This window comes from Myroides profundi, assembly GCF_000833025.1.
In the GTDB taxonomy this organism is placed as follows: domain Bacteria; phylum Bacteroidota; class Bacteroidia; order Flavobacteriales; family Flavobacteriaceae; genus Flavobacterium; species Flavobacterium profundi_A.
Window position 1 is genome coordinate 2,772,624 of record NZ_CP010817.1, and the last position, 20,099, is coordinate 2,792,722.

20 protein-coding genes are annotated in these 20,099 nt (G+C 33.4%); 4 read left to right on the forward strand and 16 right to left on the reverse strand.

What is annotated here, in order from left to right; translation table 11 throughout:
• Nucleotides 1-112: 112 nt before the first annotated feature.
• Nucleotides 113-1,372: an alpha/beta hydrolase family protein gene (locus MPR_RS12220; RefSeq protein ID WP_041892988.1), complete on the forward strand. Its 1,260-nt coding sequence runs from the start codon at nucleotides 113-115 to the stop codon at nucleotides 1,370-1,372.
• Nucleotides 1,373-1,505: 133 nt separating this feature from the next.
• Here MPR_RS12220 and MPR_RS12225 read toward each other — a convergent pair whose 3' ends face one another.
• The 9 genes from MPR_RS12225 to MPR_RS12265 form a co-directional block, all read right to left on the reverse strand.
• Nucleotides 1,506-2,561: a hypothetical protein gene (locus MPR_RS12225; RefSeq protein WP_041892991.1), complete on the reverse strand. Its 1,056-nt coding sequence runs from the start codon at nucleotides 2,559-2,561 to the stop codon at nucleotides 1,506-1,508.
• Nucleotides 2,562-2,779: 218 nt separating this feature from the next.
• Nucleotides 2,780-3,067, reverse strand: a complete 288-nt coding sequence (locus MPR_RS12230; RefSeq protein WP_006258424.1) for a GNAT family N-acetyltransferase — start codon at nucleotides 3,065-3,067, stop codon at nucleotides 2,780-2,782.
• Nucleotides 3,068-3,146: 79 nt separating this feature from the next.
• The gene (locus MPR_RS12235; protein WP_041892995.1) at nucleotides 3,147-3,548 is read right to left on the reverse strand and encodes an OsmC family protein; all 402 of its coding nucleotides are present in this window, start codon (nucleotides 3,546-3,548) and stop codon (nucleotides 3,147-3,149) included.
• A 1-nt stretch (nucleotide 3,549) separates the two neighbouring features.
• The gene (locus MPR_RS12240; protein ID WP_006258426.1) at nucleotides 3,550-4,464 is read right to left on the reverse strand and encodes a pirin family protein; all 915 of its coding nucleotides are present in this window, start codon (nucleotides 4,462-4,464) and stop codon (nucleotides 3,550-3,552) included.
• Between the two features lie 733 nt (nucleotides 4,465-5,197).
• On the reverse strand, nucleotides 5,198-5,599 hold the full coding sequence (locus MPR_RS12245) for a DoxX family protein (RefSeq protein ID WP_041892998.1): 402 nt from the start codon (nucleotides 5,597-5,599) through the stop codon (nucleotides 5,198-5,200).
• A 12-nt stretch (nucleotides 5,600-5,611) separates the two neighbouring features.
• Entirely contained in the window at nucleotides 5,612-6,232 is a 621-nt protein-coding gene (locus MPR_RS12250; RefSeq protein ID WP_041893000.1) for a hypothetical protein, read from the reverse strand.
• 102 nt (nucleotides 6,233-6,334) lie between these two features.
• The gene (locus MPR_RS12255) at nucleotides 6,335-6,925 is read right to left on the reverse strand and encodes a Crp/Fnr family transcriptional regulator (RefSeq protein WP_041893002.1); all 591 of its coding nucleotides are present in this window, start codon (nucleotides 6,923-6,925) and stop codon (nucleotides 6,335-6,337) included.
• 318 nt (nucleotides 6,926-7,243) lie between these two features.
• A complete protein-coding gene (locus MPR_RS12260) occupies nucleotides 7,244-7,573 on the reverse strand; it encodes a DMT family transporter (RefSeq protein WP_041893005.1) in 330 nt (109 codons plus the stop codon).
• 129 nt (nucleotides 7,574-7,702) lie between these two features.
• Entirely contained in the window at nucleotides 7,703-8,506 is an 804-nt protein-coding gene (locus MPR_RS12265) for a hypothetical protein (RefSeq protein ID WP_041893008.1), read from the reverse strand.
• Nucleotides 8,507-8,658: 152 nt separating this feature from the next.
• Here MPR_RS12265 and MPR_RS12270 point away from each other — a divergent pair, with 152 nt between their 5' ends.
• Nucleotides 8,659-10,155: an aminotransferase-like domain-containing protein gene (locus tag MPR_RS12270; RefSeq protein ID WP_041893010.1), complete on the forward strand. Its 1,497-nt coding sequence runs from the start codon at nucleotides 8,659-8,661 to the stop codon at nucleotides 10,153-10,155.
• 134 nt (nucleotides 10,156-10,289) lie between these two features.
• The gene (locus tag MPR_RS12275; RefSeq protein ID WP_235280445.1) at nucleotides 10,290-10,619 is read left to right on the forward strand and encodes a lipocalin family protein; all 330 of its coding nucleotides are present in this window, start codon (nucleotides 10,290-10,292) and stop codon (nucleotides 10,617-10,619) included.
• 76 nt (nucleotides 10,620-10,695) lie between these two features.
• Here MPR_RS12275 and MPR_RS12280 read toward each other — a convergent pair whose 3' ends face one another.
• From MPR_RS12280 to MPR_RS12300, 5 genes are all read right to left on the reverse strand, one after another.
• Complete coding sequence (locus MPR_RS12280) at nucleotides 10,696-11,394, reverse strand: hypothetical protein (protein WP_041893015.1); 699 nt, start codon at nucleotides 11,392-11,394, stop codon at nucleotides 10,696-10,698.
• 23 nt (nucleotides 11,395-11,417) lie between these two features.
• Nucleotides 11,418-12,101 carry a DUF4328 domain-containing protein gene (locus MPR_RS12285; RefSeq protein WP_041893019.1) on the reverse strand — a complete coding sequence of 228 codons (684 nt, stop codon included), beginning with the start codon at nucleotides 12,099-12,101 and terminating at the stop codon, nucleotides 11,418-11,420.
• Between the two features lie 22 nt (nucleotides 12,102-12,123).
• The gene (locus tag MPR_RS12290; RefSeq protein ID WP_041893021.1) at nucleotides 12,124-12,735 is read right to left on the reverse strand and encodes a hypothetical protein; all 612 of its coding nucleotides are present in this window, start codon (nucleotides 12,733-12,735) and stop codon (nucleotides 12,124-12,126) included.
• A gap of 56 nt (nucleotides 12,736-12,791) precedes the next feature.
• A complete protein-coding gene (locus MPR_RS12295) occupies nucleotides 12,792-13,838 on the reverse strand; it encodes a tyrosine-protein phosphatase (protein WP_041893024.1) in 1,047 nt (348 codons plus the stop codon).
• A 145-nt stretch (nucleotides 13,839-13,983) separates the two neighbouring features.
• Nucleotides 13,984-15,462: a catalase gene (locus MPR_RS12300; protein ID WP_041893026.1), complete on the reverse strand. Its 1,479-nt coding sequence runs from the start codon at nucleotides 15,460-15,462 to the stop codon at nucleotides 13,984-13,986.
• Nucleotides 15,463-15,791: 329 nt separating this feature from the next.
• Here MPR_RS12300 and MPR_RS12305 point away from each other — a divergent pair, with 329 nt between their 5' ends.
• Entirely contained in the window at nucleotides 15,792-16,553 is a 762-nt protein-coding gene (locus MPR_RS12305) for a hypothetical protein (RefSeq protein WP_041893029.1), read from the forward strand.
• Nucleotides 16,554-16,556: 3 nt separating this feature from the next.
• On the opposite strand, the gene MPR_RS12310 is transcribed toward MPR_RS12305, so the two are convergent.
• Nucleotides 16,557-18,449: a tetratricopeptide repeat-containing sensor histidine kinase gene (locus MPR_RS12310; protein WP_235280446.1), complete on the reverse strand. Its 1,893-nt coding sequence runs from the start codon at nucleotides 18,447-18,449 to the stop codon at nucleotides 16,557-16,559.
• A 224-nt stretch (nucleotides 18,450-18,673) separates the two neighbouring features.
• Nucleotides 18,674-19,981 (reverse strand): cryptochrome/photolyase family protein, encoded by a 1,308-nt coding sequence (locus MPR_RS12315; protein ID WP_041893034.1) that lies wholly within the window; start codon nucleotides 19,979-19,981, stop codon nucleotides 18,674-18,676.
• Nucleotides 19,982-20,099: the final 118 nt, after the last annotated feature.

Sequence of the window (20,099 nt, forward strand, 5' to 3'; positions counted from 1 at the left end):
TTACTATCATTGTTAGATTTTAACACACTGCCCTTTATTGTCAATAAAAAACTATTTTCTATATTTAGTTCTATAACTAAAACATATCGAATTTTTAAACCCGTGAACTATTATGAAAAAAAGAAGTTTTTTAGTGAGTACGATTCTGTGCTCTGCCTTTATATTCACATCATTAACAGCTTGTAACAAGAATGATGACAACGGAAACAAACCACAAGAAGAACACTTTATCTCTGAGAAGGACTATAGTCTAGATAAACTGGATGAAGCAGGGTCTATTAAAATAATGACTTATAATATGCCTTATCTAAACGGAAAGAGTCAAAGTGCTACTGCTCTTATCATGTATCCCAAAACACCTAAACCAAAAGATGGTTACCGCATCGTGGTATGGGCTCACGGTACAGTAGGAGTAGCAGATGCTTGTGCACCTAGTAATAATCCATTAGGAGAGAACTTTAAAGTAACTGCTAAAGCCTTATTAGCTCAAGGATATGTGATCGTAGCTCCTGATTATGAAGGACTAGGTACCCCTGGTATACATCCTTACTTACACCTAAAGAGTGAAGCCCTATCTGCTACTTATGCTATCAAAGCTGTAAAAGATAAATACACTAACGATTTTAACGGAGATTGGATGTCTGCTGGACAATCTCAAGGTGGTCAAGCTTCTCTAGGTATAGCTGAGTTAGCAAATAGTGATACTACTTATAAAGGAGCTGTAGCTGGTGCACCTGCCTCTAGTTTAGGAAAAATCATTCTAGAAGTAGCTCCAGTAGCTCTTGCAAAAATAGAAGCTATGGAAAATGCTAGCCCTACTCCTATACCTTTAGAAAAGAGAAGTTCTGTTACATCTTATGCTACGCTATTAGCTTATGCTGCTCTAGCAGGAGTAGGTATTAAAGCAGAAACTCCGTCTTATGACTATACTGCGATATTCGAAGATAGAGCTAAAGGCTTTGCTAAACTAGCTGAAGGAAGTAATGGAGATAATGGAGACTGTCTAGATGGAGTACGTCAAGCGTTTATGGCTGACATCATTAAGTATATGAATGAAGATCCTAGTAATAAGGTAATGACTTACCCTGGTCTTAATAATGAGAAGTTTAAGAATGACCCTATCATCCAAAAGTTCTTACAAGATAGTCAACCAGGAACCAAGAAAATAGACAAACCTATCTTAGTCATCCAAGGACAAGCGGATACTAATGTACCTGCTATCGTGACTCAGGGAATGGTAAAAGGCTTACAAGACCTAGGTTCTCCTAGTGTAGAGATTATCTTAGTAGAAGGTGCTGGACACACTCAAGCAATCGTATGGAAGAATGATGAACTAGTGAAGTTTATCAATAAATACATGCCCGCTCAATAGCAAATAAACACAAAAACAATAAAGGTCACTAACAGAAGCTAGTGACCTTTATTATATCTTTAAATCAAGTACATTAAGTCAGAAAATTCTTAATTCTTAATTCTTAATTCTTAATTCTTAATTCTTAATTAAACTATATCTCGTGTTGCAAAACGAAAGCTTTGTTATACGTCTCTTTGCGTTGTTTACGAGGATAGAATACTAAGCCTATCTTACCATCAGTGATAGGACTTATCCCTGATAATACTAAATCGTTATTATCAATAGACAACACTTCCTTAGTCAATAAGTTTTGATATCCTTTTTTATTCTTGTTATAGAACAGTTCTACTAGTTCATCATTCTTAATCACTAACCACCCATTTCCAAACTCAGTCGTGAATTGTACTGCATTAGTATCATCACTTACGCGTTGTGGATGCCAAGTACCGAAGAACTCATCACCGATATTAAATAGGTCACCATACATCCCTTCTCCATCTGCATCTATCTCTACGATACCTATCTCACCATTCTCCTCACATAACAAATATGATTTCTCATCAAATGACAAGGTTAACGCTTCGTGTACAAAAGGAAAATCAAACTCTAGTAATCTTCTTCTCAGTTCCTCCCCATTCTCATCTATCTGACGGTGAAGCCATCCATCCTCTACCTCTGTAATGATATGAATCTCTCCATTTCGTACACAGATCTTATTATCTTTAGGAAAAGGAATAGCTACTTTCTTTTCATCCACTAGCACACCCTCTTTAAATGCTATAACGTTCATTACATCTGCCGCTTTTTCGCTCCAGATATCTACATTATAGAAAATAGAATGGTCTGCTGTACATCCTACAAAGCGTCCATCAAATGACTTGCTTCCTTTAAATCCTTTTACACTCTTATCAAATATAGCATAAGAAGTCATCTCTTCTTCCTCTCCACTTACTAAAGAAACAAAGTTATCCTTAGTAGGGCTTAAAAATAAAGTAGGTAATACTCCCCTAGTCTCTTTCTCCTCTTTTGTATTCCCTTCTTTATCAATGATAGTATATACTAACTCATAAGTATTAGTATCTCCTTCATTCGAATAAATATAATTTGCGATTAACAGTCCCTCTTTATTCCAACAGCTCCCCTTTACGCTTAATGCATAAGGTACTTCTATTGTAGATATTAACCCAAAAGATGTTTTTTCGTTCATAAGATTTAAAGCGTTTAATTCTGTGCAAAGGTAGCAAAAACAATATAGACATACTTGTATAACACACAAAACTTATTTAGTTTACCGTGGACAGTTATCAGTTATCAGAATTGCCTATACATAGTGTTATAATACCGATGGCGCGGATTTATAATCCGTGACAATCACACAATAACCACTAAGTACATCTTGTCTAGAAGAAAAAACTTAATTCTTAATTATACTAATACGTCTCCTATCTCAGCATGCATCTTTTTAAACATAGCTGCTGCAAAAGGACATAACGGCAATACCTTTAAATTCTTTTCTCTTACATAAGGGATTACACCTTCAAGTAATATAGCCTTTCCTACTCCTTTACCATTAAATGCTTCTTCAACTCCCGTATGATCTATAATAATCTTATCTGTACCTGCTACAGAATAAGTCATATCTCCAGCGCGCTGTCCGTCTATATAAGCGACGAAAGCGCCTTTTGTCTCTTGAGCTTCATGTTTTATTTCCATAATATATTTTTTTTATTGGTTAATGCTTTTCTTTTTCTTAATACTCCTTATCGGTTTTCTGTTCCCTGTTTCTCGTTCTCTAAACCGCTAATTCTGTATTTATAGTCACTTCTCCTGTCAATACCTTATGTACAGGACATTTATCAGCGATAATCGCTAATCTCTTCTTCATATCAGCATCTAATGATGCACCTTCGAAAGACACCTTTCTATTAAAAATAGTCTTTGTCCCTGTAGTATCTCTAGTCATCTCTATTTCCACCACGATCTTCTCAGCTTCCCACTTCTTTCTATCCATATACATTCTCAGTGTAGCAGCTGTACAGCTCGCTAGTGAAGTAGCTAATACTTCAAATGGGCTAAACCCTTTATTCTGTCCACCTAGATCAGCAGGCTCATCAGTAATCAATACATTACTACCAGCTGTAACCTCTGTATAATATAATTCAGTACCTAAAACGGCTTTTACTGTCACGTCCATATTACTTCTTATTTTTAAATGATTTCATCCCTTCTGGAAATGGTACATAACTATCACTATCCCCTTCAATTAAAGGAAATACCTCATAGTTCTGATTGATCCAGTCTTGTTTTGCTTTCTCTAGTTTATCAGTATCATGAGACACGAAGTTCCACAGTATATAGCGCTCTTCTGGTAGAGGTTCCCCTCCGAAGATATAGACTGTAGTATTAGGCTTCATTTCGAACTCACATAGCGTACTATCATTAGAGATCAAGATATTCTTAGGTTCGTACTCATGCTCACCACTCTTCACTCCTCCTTCTAAGATATACATCGCTGCCTCTCCGAATAGTCCACTTCCGATATTGATCTTTTTATGTTCTGTAGATTTGATTTCGATATAATACAATGGGCTATATACAGGCACAGGTGATTTTCTTCCTAATGCTTCTCCTGCTATCAGTTTATACGACACACCATCCTCTTCCCAACTAGGCAAATCTTTTGCTTCGATATGCACAAAAGAAGGTTCCATATCTTCTAGTTCTTTAGGCAATGCTATCCAAATCTGTAACCCGTGTAGAATAGCATCTGGTGTAGTCGTACGTATATCTTCTGGCATGCGCTCAGAATGTACTACACCTCTACCTGCTGTCATCCAGTTTACCGCACCTGGTGTGATACGCTCTACGCTTCCCACACTATCTCTATGCATGATCTGTCCTTCGAATAGATAAGTCAATGTAGATAAACCTATGTGAGGATGTGGATCTACATCTAAATTATCGTGTTCTGCTACGGATATAGGTCCCATATGATCTATAAAAGAAAATGGTCCTACGGTTCTCTTTTGTCTAAAAGGTAATAATCTACCTACTAAGAAATTACCAATACTCGCTGCACGTTCCTCTATAACTAAATCTACGTTTGACATAATATGATTATTTAATTGATGAATACTTAATTGTTCTAGTGTAAAAGTATAGAAGTTCTATTCATTACTAGTTAATATAGATTAAGAACCACTTCATTTATCTCCCAAAACTCTTCTCTTTAAAGATACTGATTCTATAGAATACTGTAAAGTTGAAAACACTTTTTTAACGTTTATAACAGTTCCCCTTTCTTATAAGTAGACTTCCTCCTTATATTCTCTTCGAGTTTCTTGAGGTTTGCTAGGGGTTTTCTTCGAGTTTACTAGCCCAAAGCACGTTTTTCAGCAAGAATACTCCTAGAAACCCCCAAGGAATCTCCTAGCATCCTACACCATGATTAAGGCACTACACTCATTAATGGTGTATAAAAAAAATAAAGCATAAGTCAACTCAATAAACTTATGCTTTATAAACAAAACCTAAATAATAAAATCTTTATTACTTATCTGATGTTAATTAACTACGTTAACATCGCTCAAAAAAAAATAACTATGAAATTGTATACTACATCTATACAATAACAAATGCTGTGCCAAAAAAGAAATTTGAACGAATAGAATGATTTTTTATTCATAATTCTACACTATACCTCATCAATTAGTTCACTAAACTTGAGTATTGACAAGGGGTAATACTATTTTTATCACAGATAGTATTCTAGAGTATTTTATTACCTCTATAATGATAATGTTCTTTTTAGAATAAAATTGATACCTACTCTATCCCTTCTATTTAATCCCATTTATGCTCAGATGACAAGGCTAACTTACCTCCTCCTGTAAAGAATAACCCAACAGCAACTAAGGCATAGATACCTAATAACTCTACCTTCCATCCACCGTTATCATTCAAGCTAAAGATATCTGAGCTCTGTACTAATAACATAGCCGTAATACAATTAATTGCAAATACTAAACTGGCTAATCGTGTTCTATATCCTATTAAAATCAGAAGAGGGGCTATCACTTCTCCTACATAGACTCCGTATCCGAAAAAGGCAGGAAGCCCTTTATCCATTAACACACTTTGGATAAACGAAATACCATTAAATAATTTTCCTATTCCGTATAACAACATTGGAAAGCCAATACTAATACGTGTAATTAATAAACCGATGTCTTGATTCTTGTTCATTTCTATTGTATTTTAAAGATTTATTTTTGCAAAAACACCAACGTTTTCTAGGTGTTTCCATGAATTATTAAACTGTTCTAGGTTGACTGCTACACCGAAGCTATATTCCTCATACTTCACCCCTAATCTGATATGTTGGAATCCTCTGGTATATTCTTCTGCATTCACATTACCCACTGCAGATACTCTGAATAGTCCTTTCACCTTATCAGTTAACTGAGGGCTGTATTCAAATAATAAGGATTGTTCTAGTGTAAAACCCGCTTGGTAAGTTGTCCCTACAGCATAAGAGAATAATACCTCCTTACCTGATACCTGATATTGTAACAACATACTGGCAAACTTGCCTGGATTCTTAATACCTACTGAAGTGTTTAAACTAAAATGTTTTGAAAATTGATAAGCTAGCGTATTACGCATAAATAGAATATTGTGCTTATCATTATCATATTCTGTATCGAATAGAATAAGGTTCTGAAGTTTTACCTTATCACTTATCTGATAATTAAATGTATGGGTGTAAAAATAAGAACGGTGCCCTACCATTCCTTCTGGATTATATGAAAATTTCTGAGCTAAAACACCTTGCCCAAAAAACATTATAACAACTGCATAAAAAAAAGCTAATCTCATTTGTCTTCTATCATTATTTATATAGGACAAATGTATTAGCTCGAGACAACGTGCTTCTTAAGATAACTTAAGAAACACCTATACGGTAAAAAAACTGATCTATTATAAGTGCTTTTTCTTTAAATAGCTTAAAAACTCAGGGGTAACACCTAAGTAAGAAGCAATGATATACTGAGGTACACGTTGCTCTATATCTCTATACTCCTTTATAAACTTCTGATAACGAGAGTACACCTCTGTACTGAGATTCTCTAACATACGCTCCTGTAGTGCTACATAAGCGTTCTGGATCTTAATTCTGAAGAAAGTAGATATCTCAGGAACATCTAAATACAGTCGCTCTAAATTAGCCTGACTAATCTGTAAGACCACAGCTGATTCGATAGCCTGAATATACATCTGAGAGTCTTTCTGCGTTAGATAACTATACAGATCATTAATCCACCAATTCTCAATACCAATCTGTAAAGTATGCTCTTGGCTATTCTCGTCTAGATAATAACATCTAGCACTACCCTCTGCTATAAAACGCATATATTTAGAAGGTTGTCCTGGTGTAAGTAGAAACTCCTTTCTCTTTAACTTCACTATTTCTAAACTGTCTAATACTTTATGTACAGCCTGTTCATCTAGTGTAATAGTCTGTCTTAAATGTGCTATAAAAACTTCAAAATACTGCTCCTGCATATTCATTACTCAAAAATAAAAAACAAAGAAACGCTTTTTACAGCAATATAAAAACGATAAAAAAAGCTTTATCTACAACAAAACATATCACATTTCAAACAATATCATTTTATAATGAAGCTTAACAAACACTCCTGTTTTGTATTCTAAAAAGCTTTATTACTTTTAGGGTAAGACAATCAAAGGTTAGAAGGTCTTAATCTATAATTACTACTATTAACAACACAATCAACTACTTTTTATCAATGAAAAAGGGACTATCGCTTGATAGTCCCTTTTTTAATTTATCTATAATAGATTCTAAAAAATAGTCTTTATTACTACTTATGATGCAGCTACTACTTTAAGTCCAATAATAGACCCTATCAAAGTAGCGATAAAAAACATCCTCCAAAAAGTAGCAGGATCTTTAAATACAAATATTCCTACTAATACTGTTCCTACAGCACCTATACCAGTCCATACTGCATAAGCTGTTCCTAGTGGTAAGGATTGTGTCGCCTTTACAAGAGCTGCCATACTACAAACTAAGGCTATCAAAAAAGCGGCATACCATCCTACTGCTTCTGTTCCTGTAGCTCCCTTAGCTTTACCTAAGCAAAAAGTAAAACCTACTTCAAATAATCCACCAATAATTAAAATTATCCAGTTCATTTGTTCTAAAATTTTAAGCGTGCAAAGGTGGATAATATAATTTTATTATTTTTTATCAAATGAAAATAAAATTCTCATTTATTTTTAATATAGCGATTTTATAATCGTTGAGGTTTAGTTGCATTAGTATCAAGAGTTAGTGAATGCTAGAATACTTTGGTTTAAAACAGCATATAATTGTGCTGATAATTCTTTGTATTTCTGCTCTTGAGCATCGTCACTCAGTTGACCTACATCATTCCATGACCCCATACCGCCAAATACATAGGCTCTATCCGCTGCCTCCATTAAGGCTAATGCCTCATCTGTATATCCGCCTTCTACGATCATATCTTTTAGATACGCAGCAGATGATGGTTTCTTATTCTCCAATACGCTCTTCGCTCCTGAGAATATCGCTTCCCAATTAGACAACTCTTCTTGCTTACAGAAGGTTACTAGTTCTTCTAATACAGACGCAAGGGCGATACTCTGTACCGTCACATCATATTTAGTACTAGCCAACTCATGGATAGGAGCAAGTCTATAAATCACATCCCACACTCTATCTGCCCCTAGCTGACGCTTATCTTCATTGACTTCCCACTTGCTATACCAAAATTCTGATCGATCTTCTAAGACAGTCTCTACCATCCATACTCCTCCACCTCCTACAAAGCCTGCTGTCATATACTCAGGGGTATTAGGTTTAGCAAAAGATTGATAGAATAACTTCACTTGCTTCACTCCTCTGAATTTTAAAGAAATAAACCAGTCTATAGGTGCTTGAGTTGTATATTGATTCTTATCTCCTACTACAGGAATATGAAATAACACTTTATTACAATACATAGAGATCTTCTCTCCTTGATTAGAAATCTCTGGTAAACGATCATTTAAATATGCGTTAGAATAACTTACTACACTAACCATCTGAAGTATCGATACATTCATAGCTATAAAATAAAGCCCTAAATTATATAAATATAAAATACGACACAAAAAACTAAATGCCAATATTCTCAAAAATATTGGTTATAAAAGGATACTACTATATGCTAAAAAATGTATATTGCTGGATTAGATTACACTTAATATTATTCATCATGGCTAGTCCGGCTAAAATACCTTATCAGAGTTTTATAAAAATAGATAGAAACTCTACTACTGCAGTGTATATGCAGATAGCAAATCAATTTAGCAATGCTATACAACGCAACTTTATCCCTGAGGGAACTAAACTACCTGGGACTAGAACGATAGCAACATTACTATCTGTAAATAGAAATACAGTAATCGCAGCATTTGAAGAAATAGCAACACAAGGATGGATAGAAATGATCCCTAACAAAGGGTGTTTTGTACTAAGTAAAAAATCTATTCGACCTAAGACCAATACAGATATCGATTATCAAAATATCCAACAATATCCTACTAAACCTGGATACTCTTTTCAAGTCAATAATATACTAGATTCTCCTTATGAGACAAACCACTGTGACTATATGTTTAACGATGGGACAACAGATACTAGAATTAGTCAACTAGGTCAACTCTCTTCTTTCTATAGCGCTAACCTCAAAAGAAAAAGCAATCGAAAAAAACTATACAATATAAAAAGTGAGGATAACTACCCATTCAAAAACAATATGGCTAATTATCTAAACTTATCTAGAGGACTACATATCAGTAAGAATAATATACTGATCACACGTAATACTGAAATGAGTATCTATATAGCCTGTAGGGTATTACTCTCTCCTGGTGATAAAGTGATCGTAGCTAAGCTGAGCTACTACTCTAGTAATATGACATTTCAAGAAACTGGAGCTCATGTATTAACGGTACCTGTAGATGAGCAGGGCATAGATGTACAAGCGGTAGAAGAAATGTGTAAATCACATACTATCCGTATGCTGTATCTAACACCTCATCACCACTACCCTACTACTGTAACCTTAAGTGCACAGCGCAGAGTAAAACTACTTAACTTAGCACGTAAGTATGGCTTTATCATCCTAGAAGATGACTATGATTATGATTTTCATTATGATAAAAGCCCTGTATTACCACTAGCGAGTGTAGACTCAGATGGCATGGTAGTATACATTGGGTCATTTGGCAAATCATTAGCGCCCACTTTTGAGCATGGGTTTATTGTAGCACCAGAAAGTGTCCTAATAGAAATGCAGAAGTTTCTAAGATTATTAGATCCTAGAGGAGACATCATCATGGAACAGGTATTAAATGAATTAATAGAAGAAGGCGAAATCTTTAGATATCTAAAAAAAGCTTCTAAAATATATAAAGAAAGACGGGACTCGTTCGCTGAGTTATTACAACAGTTTTTTAATGATGATATTCATTTTACAGTACCTGCTGGTGGATTAGCTATCTGGACAGAATGGAATATACCCATCAACCTAATGCAACTCCATAAACAATGCGCTAAGAATAACCTTTACCTGCCTAAAACGCTACTCTATCAAGATAGAAAACTAACAGGTATGAGATTAGGATTCGGGCACTTAACAAAAGATGAGATGGAAGTAAACCTAGATATTCTATATCGTTCTATACATACACTAAAATCTTCTAAATAGAATTCAATTCATGTTAATTAAATAATCAACATTTAATTATTATTACTATATTTGTTTATTATCCTCAATTTTTAACATTTAAAATGAAAACATTTAAGACTTGTATTTTTATAACATTATGCGCAGTTACGTTCATGAGATGTAAAAAGGAAGAGAGTTTTAAGCTTCCTGAGATGTCAGAACAAGAAAAGGTATTGAGTAAAGCAGTTATTGGTGATTGGACAGAGTTCTCTCCTTTTAATGAAAAAAAGCCTAAAAGTTTTTCTTTAAAAGAGAATGGAGACGCTACATCTGTGAATATGGTTAATAATGAATATAAAAACTGGTGGGTACAGAATCACGAGCTTTTAGTTCTTTCTAATAAGGACACACTACACTTTACAATAAAAGCGACTAATGAGAATATCATTGTTTTAGAAAAAAATAATCAAGATTTTACTTATAAAAGAGTAGGTACTAACTAGATAATATAAGTTCAATATAAAAGACAAGAGCGAAATGTAGGTGTACATTTCGCTCTTGTCTTTATATAATGATTCATTACCAAATCGGAATCTTATGCATATAAGCGAGTTGGAATAATTTATCTTCTATTGCATCACTGCTAATATATCCTTTATACTTAGGAGAGCTCATTTCTTTATAGATGCGCTTAGCCTGTCCTGTTAGCCCTTCTTGCTTTATAAAGTTGTTAAAGCCTAAACAGTTCTCTTCATAAGAAGCAAAACAGGTCATAAAATCAATAGGATAGACAAACTGTTTAGGAGACATATTTACATTAAATCTCCATCCTTGTTCTATCGTATAAGCGATCAATGAGTCTTTATTTCTAAATTGTTCAAATATAGGATTGACATAACTCACTAAAAGTTCTCTGAAAACTACTATTTGTTCGTCGATATTCTTTGGGGTAATTTCCCAACTAAACTTATTAGACATCACAGGGATAATATCATGAAGATAGGATATAAAGACAGTGTCTACTGCTAGATCTCTACTTCTATACTTTTGTAACCTCCACTCTTTTAGCTGTTCTGATAATACCATAATGAGGCATGATAGCTGTACACTGGCCTTTACATCACTCTGAGTCGCATGGAACTTCAACACCAATTCAAAGCCTGTGTCCTCTAGCTTTTGTTTGAGCACTAGACCTTTCTGAGTAGCTATAAACCCCTTATCTAGATAGGGAGCACTGATACCATGGACGAATTGTAAAAAAACTTGTTTCCCTGACATAAAAACAGTTTTAGGTTTGTGTATTATTCTCTTACCAATTCAATACAATTAGCATTATCTTCTTTGTTTTCATGTTCTAGTTTATAGATTAAGGCTTCCATCTTTCTATAGAAATTAAAATAAGAAGCAAACACAAATAAAGTAAGTAACGATAGTGCATTAATGATTATCCCTAGTTCGATAATATACATAACATCTATTCTCGTAGCCATACTATACTGATATATACGCAACAAATAGATCAATAAGAAACTAATCCAAATCAATAAAATCCAATAAGACCTAAACTTCTGCAATCTCGTAGTCGTATTCTTATGTATATACGATACCGCACTGATCGTCATCTTGTTTAATAAACGATACGGCATCACTAGATTAAAAACAGGTATTAACCATCCAAAGACTACCCAATATTTAGAATCATGAAGACGAGTGTCTAAAGACTGCATATTCACATAAGCTCTATAAAACCATACAATAAATACAATAAGAAAAAAGGCACCTGCTACAATATTCAATATCGTTACGATGAAATTTATAGTTTCAAATCTTACTAGGTCCTTATTGATATACTGTACTCCTAGATTCGCTTTAGTATATATATTGTGCTGAATAAGCAAACAGTTCAAGCTTGCTACAGATGATATAATCAATAACTTAATTGCGACCATTAAGGCGTCTCCTCTACTTACATTAGATAATAGCATATCTCTAATTTGTATTTATAGTTTATCTCCAAAGTTCTTGACTTTGAATCTTGATTTCTTTTACTGTATTTCCTTTTGTATCGCCTATTTTATTTTCACATACTACCCAATACATTAGTTTTCTTTTGCTCTTAGGATTGGTATAAACACAGCTTAACAATGGAGACTTAGGACTATTTCCTTTACCATTTTTATACTTCATCGGAGTAGTACAATAAGGTTGTAGTTCTTCTATTGTTGTATTATATAAATACGTAGGATCTACAAACACTACATTGCCTTGTTTATCTTTAGTATAGGTACTTTGCATTAAAAACTGAAGTGTATAAAACAACTTATCTCCCTGTCTTAGTTTCTCAACAGAAAAACGAGATTCTTCTGCTGTCTTATATGGAATATAATACAACGTATCTCCTTCAAAATTATCATATATACTGTAATCCATAGCTCCTTCTTTCATTTCTTTTGGAGCAATAGCTAAGGTCTTTAATATTTCTCTTACTTGACTATTATCAACCTGCTCTTCTGTTACTAATTCCATTAACTGGCCTATCTTTTGGCTAAAAGACATCTCCTGTGCTGACATAAGTAAAGCACTGAAGCAGGTTACAATAGTAAATATAACTCTATACATATATTCTAACTTTTAATTTCTCTAAATTAAAACAATTGAAAACGAACACAAAATAACTAATAGGTAAATTTCTGAATATATTCAGCTCGCTTCTCTTTACTTATTTTTAAGCCTTGTTCAATATAATGATCAACAGATCCGTACTTCTCCTCTATTCCTTGAAACATTGCTTCAATATAAATAGGCTTAATCCAAGAGAAATTCTCTATGACTTGATAGTTAATCTTCGGAAAGATCACTTTACCTACTTTAGCAAGCTTCATTCTTCCCTCTACTTCACTTACTCTATAATTATTAGACAACATATATTCAGAAACGATCGTTTCTCTATCTACCTCTAGAATGCTGAGTATCATAGCTCCTATCATACCTGTTCTGTCTTTACCTGCAGAACAATGAAATAATACTGCTTCTTTAGATTCAAAAACATCATCCATTATCCCTCTGACTAACTGTGGATTCTCTGTCATATACAGTTTATAAAACTCCATCACTAGACTATCAGATTGTACAGGAGTTACTCTTCCTTTAAGCACCTCCTTTTTAGTCTTAGAGAACATATCCTCAGAGTCGTCATACACTTGTACATTCTTATATTCTATGCCTTCTGGTACCCTATCTGGTTTCTTCGTTATTTCTTTATCTGTACGTAAGTCTATAACTGTTTTTACATTTAGGTTATCAAGTTCAGCATATTCTTTTTTCTTTAATTTAGATAAGTGTCCACTTCTAAAAAAATGTCCCCATATAATCTGCTTTCCATCTTTATTTCTAATCCCTCCCATATCACGAAAGTTATGAACCTTCTTAAACTCGATATGTCTATTCGATCGATATACAGTATCACCATTAGAAACAATAGGAAATACTGGTCGCTCACTTGTAGGTACAAAGAACTTACCCACCTCTGTTTCTACTTGAGTTTTTTGATCTAACACAAGCTTTTCATCAGGGGCTAACTGTACCATATAACCTTTTTTACCTTCTGTTACATTCTTATTTTTATCTAAATCAGAAAAAGAAATAGGCTGATAAGTTTGATAAGAACATCCTACAAATAAAGTTGATACAAGTATTATCTTGACTAAAGTATAGTGACGCATAAATATTGAATTAAGGTTACTAACAAAAATAGGTATAATAATCTAGAATACCATTTTACTACTCTATTCAATAGACAATAGTAAAAACAAAAAAAGACCCCAAATGCTAGAAGCAATGGGATCTTTTAAAATATATAGATAACTATTATGAATTCATATGTTTACTGATATCGAAGTTAAGTCCTTGAGCAATTCTAGTACCTAATTCAACATTAGCTCTAAACCAGTGACATAACTGTCTTCCGATAATCTCATCACGCTTAGGTCCGTCTACACCGCCCATTGCTGCAACAATATTAGCAACAGTATTCGTTTTCTCCTCTGCAGTCATGATCTCATATAATTTTCCTGGTTGACTGAAGTGATCATTCTCTCCTTCACCATTTCTATCATATCTATCTGCGATAACACTATTCAGCTCTTGAGCTGGTTCTCTATAACTTTGGTCTACTGTAATATTATCAAAGCTATTTGGGAAGTAGTTTGGTGCATCATCTCCATTACCATCTACTCTCATATAACCATCTCTTTGATAATTATTAGTCATAAATGGGCAACGGTTCACAGGGATTTGCTCATAGTTTGTCCCTAATCTATAACGTTGTGCATCTGGATAAGATAAGATACGTCCTTGTAACATCTTATCTGGAGAGAATCCAATACCGTCTACAATATGTGTTGGCGCAAAAGCTGCTTGTTCTACATCTTGGAAGTAGTTTTTAGGCATTTTATTCAACTCTAATACACCTACATCGATTAGTGGATAATCACCATGTGGCCATACTTTCGTTACATCAAATGGATTAACAACTGCTTCTTTAGCTTGTTGTTCAGTCATTACTTGGATCTTTAAGTTCCATTTAGGGAAATTACCATTTGAGATATTTTCATATAGATCACGTTGTGCATAGTCCATATCTGTCGCTCTCATTTGGTCTGCCTCTGGCCCTGTAAGGTTTTTAATTCCTTGAGCTGTTTTAAAGTGGAACTTCACGAATACTCTTTCATTCTCACTATTGATCATAGAGAAGGTATGGCTACCATATCCATTCATATGTCTAAATCCAAATGGAGTACCTCTATCAGACATTAAGATCAATACTTGGTGTAAACTCTCAGGGTTTAATGACCAGAAATCCCATACCATAGTAGGTGATTTTAGGTTAGTACCTGGGTGTCTTTTTTGAGTATGGATAAAGTCAGGGAATTTCTTAGCATCTTTAATAAAGAATACTGGTGTATTGTTACCTACTAAATCCCAGTTACCATCTTCTGTATAGAACTTCACTGCAAAACCACGTGGATCACGTTCTGAGTCAGCAGACCCTTTCTCTCCACCTACAGTAGAGAATCTAACAAAAACATCTGTTTGTTTTCCTACTTCACTAAATAATTTAGCTTTAGTATATTTCGTGATATCATTTGTTACTGTAAATGTTCCATAAGCTCCTGAACCTTTAGCATGCACAATACGCTCTGGAATACGCTCTCTATTAAAGTGAGCTAACTTTTCATGTAAAATATAATCTTCTAGTAATACAGGACCTCTAGCACCTGCTGTTAATGAATCCTCATGATCTACATAAGGTCTACCTGAAGCTGTTGTCAATTTTTGTTCTTTCATAATTATTATTTTTGTCGTTTATCTCTCTTTTTCTTTTACAAACTTACAGCTATAATCCACTGATAACTAGATTTCAGCATACTTTGACTCAATACAACTATTGATAAAATCTATTATTTAAATTAAAAACATAAATATACTCAATACCTATATTTATACATTACACTCAAATTCCAAGCCACTTCTATACCTAAAAATACAATTTTTTAGATTAAAATAGTTTATATTCTGATTATAAAATAGTTAATAATAATCTCAAGAAAAATATATTTATCTCAGTAAATGCAGTATCTTTCTAACTCATAGCAAATGGTAATTTTCTACACACAATGAATACAGCAGAATTTAGCTTTATATGTTTTGATCAATTAAACTCAGTTCAGAAAGATAACTTAATACAAAAGATTACAGAACTAGATACTTTCCCAGCATACTTAAATGCAGATAGCATAAGAAACAAATATTGGAATAGTATGTTTACAGTATTTTCTACTGATCAATTCATAGTACTAGAAGACAACAACCTCGTTGCTACCATCCATTGTATTCCTTTACACTTAACTAAAACAGAGTTTGCTAAACTTCCTGCAGGAGGATGGAGATGGGCATTAGAGAAATCCTTTGCTGATCACGAACGCATTTTAAAACCGAATACATGGTGTTGTCTATCTATTTTTACGAATAAGTCTTATCCCGAAAATGAGATACACCACTATATTATGAGTAATCTAAAACAGATAGCTACTCAAAAGAAATATCAAAATATTATCAGCCCGATTAGGCCTAAAATGAAACAACATTACCCTCTTCAAGATACAACCAATTATTCACAATGGATTAATAATTCAGGGCTACCATATGATGTTGAGGTTAGAAAACATGTAATCAATGGAGCTGTAATTCAAGGTGTATGCTCCTCTTCATTTCATATTGAAGGGACTATACTACAATGGGAAAAATGGACAGGATATACTTTCCAATCAACTGGAGAATATATATTACCTATGGGATTAAGTACCCTTAAGGTAAATGTAGAGCTAAATAAAGGTGAGTATATAGAACCTAATATTTGGATGATATATAAGGTATAACCCTTAATTATTGCGTATTGTAAAGGATATAGAAGTACCAGCTCCTTTCTTACTCTTAAGAATAAGCTTTGAATTCAAAACACGTAGTCTATCTTCCATATTTTTAATTCCCAATCCGCGTTTAGCAGATTTTACATTAAATCCCTTTCCATTGTCTACTACCTCGATTCGGAAATAGTCATTTGATAAATACTCCACTATTAGCCTGCACTCTCTCGCTTCAGCATATTTCTGAACATTCTGAAATGCTTCCTGAAGCACTCGATAAATATTCACCTTGATCTTATGACTTAGCTTCTCTAGTTCTATTTTAGAATCTATTTTACAATCAAAGACTGTACTAACATTTCTATTTTGCATATAGACTAATTCCTCTAAAAGTTGTCCAAAATTGCTAATTAAGAATTTCTCTTCATTGTATAATGCATGAGAACTATTTCTAATAAATCGCTCTACCTCTTGTACCTCCTTAACTAAAGACTCTTTAATAGTTTCTAGATTATCGTTTTCTAACTGTAAAAGAGAAAACCGTGTAACAAATAGCTTATTTAAAACACCATCATGCAATTCCTTAGCAAATTTCTTTCGTTCTAATTCTTGTGCTCTTGTTATACTATTCTGAATATGAATAATAGAGTCATAATACTTCTCAGTATCCTTCTGATACATCTGAACAAGAGCTATTTCTTTAGCTTTACTTCTATAAAAGACAATACACAATATTCCTATAAAACTAAAAAACAAAGCTATACTTGCATAAGTAATAAGGTTATTTTGATCTTTTAATATCTGATTTGATCTTATAAGAGAGTCTGATTCATATTGTAATCGTGCGAACTTGCTTCTGATCGTATTAATATCGTTATTAATCAATTCATTGATATACTGATAATAAGAAAAGTTAGTTTTAGAATCAAGTTTATCATACATCATCAGTAACTCTAACGCTTTCTTCTGTATTCTTAAATCATCATATTGAGCAGCAGAAGATAACACTTCTTCTAGTAACTGAATTCCATGCGTGAGCTCATCTCTTTCTAACTTATATTCGGCATATAATATTTTGTTTAGATTATAGGCATGTAGATTATCTATCGCTAGACTGTGATTCATTGCCTCGACCACATAACTTATCGCAGAGTCGTATTTCTTATTTTTTAATTGAAGAGAAGCATTAGTGTGCAATAACATAGAATAAAAAGACTCTTTATCCTTATTCTCTAATAGTACTAAATGTTTAAAAGCTTCTTGAATAATTTGCTCTGCTTGATCATAATTCCCTTTTTCTATGTACGCACGAGAGAGGTTATTTTTAATAGAAATCTTATTCATGAGTATTTGTTCCTGTGAATAGAAGTTTTTTAATTCTTCTGCCCCCAAATACTCATCAGCTTTATTTAGCATAGTTATAGCCTTATCATTTCTTTCTAAGCCTAATTCTATCACTCCTAATATGAATGCTTGACTGTATAAAGTATGTTTATCTACATTATCTCCATTTAACGCTATTGCTTGTAACAACTGTAATTGAGCTTCTAAGAAAACCCCTCTACTAGAAAGTAATATACTAAAGTATAAATAAGTCTTTTGAAGGTTCTTAATATCCTTTATACTCTTGTAATATTGTGCTGATTTATTGTAATAGTAATAACTACTATCAGATACAGTAGTATATTGATAATGTTCTCCTAAGTCAAAATAAGTATTGGCTAGAGATACACTATCTTGATTCTTTAAGGCATTAAGATACGCATAAGTTAACTTGTTCTTTTCCTTATAGATATCATCTTTATTAGCTAATGTACTTGGTCTATAATAATAAGCATTACCTAATAGCAATAGTCGTTTAACTAGACGATCAGTTTCTGAGTAATTAATTGTATTATTATAATACATTTTTTCTACTTTCCCAGCGTGCAAATTATGTTTTTGTACATCTAACTGTCTCTCCCCTTTTTTAGTACAACTAAGAAAAAAAGGGATTAATAAGCAATATAAAATGTATTTTTTAAACATTACACTTCCTGATTCTAAGAAAAGCTAAAAGTATAAAAAATTATCATCCGCATTGAACTCGTTAATCCTTTTATTAATATTTTATACATTACAACCAAAATATACTAATATTCTTTTAATCCCTCCTTAAATACTTCTAAAGCTCTTTCTCTAGCAAACTTATGTTCAACTATTGGTTGTCTATAATAGAGTTCTCTCCACTCAGGAACCCATTTGTCCATATAGCTTCCGTCTTTATCGAACTTCTTTGCCTGCTCTGTTGGATTAAATATTCTAAAATAGGGTGCAGCATCACATCCACAGCCTGCTACCCATTGCCAATTCCCGTTATTAGAGGCTAAGTCATAATCTAGTAACTGTTGAGCGAAATAAGCTTCTCCCCAACGCCAATCAATCAATAAATGCTTCACTAAAAAACTAGCAACTACCATACGCACTCTATTATGCATAAATCCTGTAGCATTTAATTCTCTCATCCCAGCATCCACCAACGGATAACCTGTATTACCTTCACACCATGCCAAGAAGTCTTCTTCATTATTGCGGTATTTTATACCCTCATATTTGGACTTAAAACAATGCTTTTCTACTGTTGGATATAAGTACATGATTTGACTAAAGAACTCTCTCCAAATCAATTCTGATAGCCATACATCATTTTCTTTTAAAGCAATACGTACACATTTTCTAATAGATATAGTACCGAAGCGCAATGCTGTACCTAATAGACTAGTTCCTTTTATACCTGGATAATCACGATACTGATCATACGTTGAAATGATAGCTAAATCTATCTCATTCGTTATCTTCCTATTTTCAGAAGAACGATACCCTAGCTGTTCTAGAGAAATAATATCACTTTGAAAATGATGAAACAACGCCTTTTCTAATCCTACAGAATAATCAAACAAATGGTTCTCTGTCAGTAATGATCTCCATTTTTTAGCATAAGGAGTATATACTTGGTATGCAGTTCCATCTTGTTTTAAGATTTCCCCACCTCTAAAAATGACGTGATCTTTATACTGATAAAAAGGAATATTCTTTCGTTGAAGAAAAGAAGCTACCTCTCGATCTCTTTGAATAGCTTGAGGCTCATAATCTTCATTGCTATAAACAGCCTTTATTAAATAGTTATCTGTTAATTGTTCGAATACTTGAGATACCGTACTGTGATAACATAGTATACCTGAATTATACTTCTTCAGCTCGTCGTTTATCTTCACAATATGTTCATGAATATACTGTACTCGTCTATCTTCTACCTGACTAAACTGCTCTAAAATATCTTTATCAAAGATAAATAGAGGCAGAATAGGATATCCACTCTGTACTGCATGATAGAAGGCGACATTGTCTTCTAGTCTTAAATCACGTCTAAACCAAACTACTACTACTTCTGCTTTTCTCATCGTTTTTCTTATTTAACCACTGATTACCTTCGTATTATCAAAAAAAGGGCTAAGTATTCTTTTATTCCCGAAAGATATAAAAGAATACTTAGCCCTACATAATCAAATTATAAACTAC

What these genes read in the sequence shown, in the direction of transcription:
- MPR_RS12220 (WP_041892988.1), top strand. Translation starts at nt 113, where the DNA reads ATGAAAAAAAGAAGTTTTTTAGTGAGTACGATTCTGTGCTCTGCCTTT.
- MPR_RS12225 (WP_041892991.1), bottom strand. Translation starts at nt 2,561, where the DNA reads ATGAACGAAAAAACATCTTTTGGGTTAATATCTACAATAGAAGTACCT.
- MPR_RS12230 (WP_006258424.1), bottom strand. Translation starts at nt 3,067, where the DNA reads ATGGAAATAAAACATGAAGCTCAAGAGACAAAAGGCGCTTTCGTCGCT.
- MPR_RS12235 (WP_041892995.1), bottom strand. Translation starts at nt 3,548, where the DNA reads ATGGACGTGACAGTAAAAGCCGTTTTAGGTACTGAATTATATTATACA.
- MPR_RS12240 (WP_006258426.1), bottom strand. Translation starts at nt 4,464, where the DNA reads ATGTCAAACGTAGATTTAGTTATAGAGGAACGTGCAGCGAGTATTGGT.
- MPR_RS12245 (WP_041892998.1), bottom strand. Translation starts at nt 5,599, where the DNA reads ATGAACAAGAATCAAGACATCGGTTTATTAATTACACGTATTAGTATT.
- MPR_RS12250 (WP_041893000.1), bottom strand. Translation starts at nt 6,232, where the DNA reads ATGAGATTAGCTTTTTTTTATGCAGTTGTTATAATGTTTTTTGGGCAA.
- MPR_RS12255 (WP_041893002.1), bottom strand. Translation starts at nt 6,925, where the DNA reads ATGAATATGCAGGAGCAGTATTTTGAAGTTTTTATAGCACATTTAAGA.
- MPR_RS12260 (WP_041893005.1), bottom strand. Translation starts at nt 7,573, where the DNA reads ATGAACTGGATAATTTTAATTATTGGTGGATTATTTGAAGTAGGTTTT.
- MPR_RS12265 (WP_041893008.1), bottom strand. Translation starts at nt 8,506, where the DNA reads ATGAATGTATCGATACTTCAGATGGTTAGTGTAGTAAGTTATTCTAAC.
- MPR_RS12270 (WP_041893010.1), top strand. Translation starts at nt 8,659, where the DNA reads ATGGCTAGTCCGGCTAAAATACCTTATCAGAGTTTTATAAAAATAGAT.
- MPR_RS12275 (WP_235280445.1), top strand. Translation starts at nt 10,290, where the DNA reads ATGAGATGTAAAAAGGAAGAGAGTTTTAAGCTTCCTGAGATGTCAGAA.
- MPR_RS12280 (WP_041893015.1), bottom strand. Translation starts at nt 11,394, where the DNA reads ATGTCAGGGAAACAAGTTTTTTTACAATTCGTCCATGGTATCAGTGCT.
- MPR_RS12285 (WP_041893019.1), bottom strand. Translation starts at nt 12,101, where the DNA reads ATGCTATTATCTAATGTAAGTAGAGGAGACGCCTTAATGGTCGCAATT.
- MPR_RS12290 (WP_041893021.1), bottom strand. Translation starts at nt 12,735, where the DNA reads ATGTATAGAGTTATATTTACTATTGTAACCTGCTTCAGTGCTTTACTT.
- MPR_RS12295 (WP_041893024.1), bottom strand. Translation starts at nt 13,838, where the DNA reads ATGCGTCACTATACTTTAGTCAAGATAATACTTGTATCAACTTTATTT.
- MPR_RS12300 (WP_041893026.1), bottom strand. Translation starts at nt 15,462, where the DNA reads ATGAAAGAACAAAAATTGACAACAGCTTCAGGTAGACCTTATGTAGAT.
- MPR_RS12305 (WP_041893029.1), top strand. Translation starts at nt 15,792, where the DNA reads ATGAATACAGCAGAATTTAGCTTTATATGTTTTGATCAATTAAACTCA.
- MPR_RS12310 (WP_235280446.1), bottom strand. Translation starts at nt 18,449, where the DNA reads ATGTATTATAATAATACAATTAATTACTCAGAAACTGATCGTCTAGTT.
- MPR_RS12315 (WP_041893034.1), bottom strand. Translation starts at nt 19,981, where the DNA reads ATGAGAAAAGCAGAAGTAGTAGTAGTTTGGTTTAGACGTGATTTAAGA.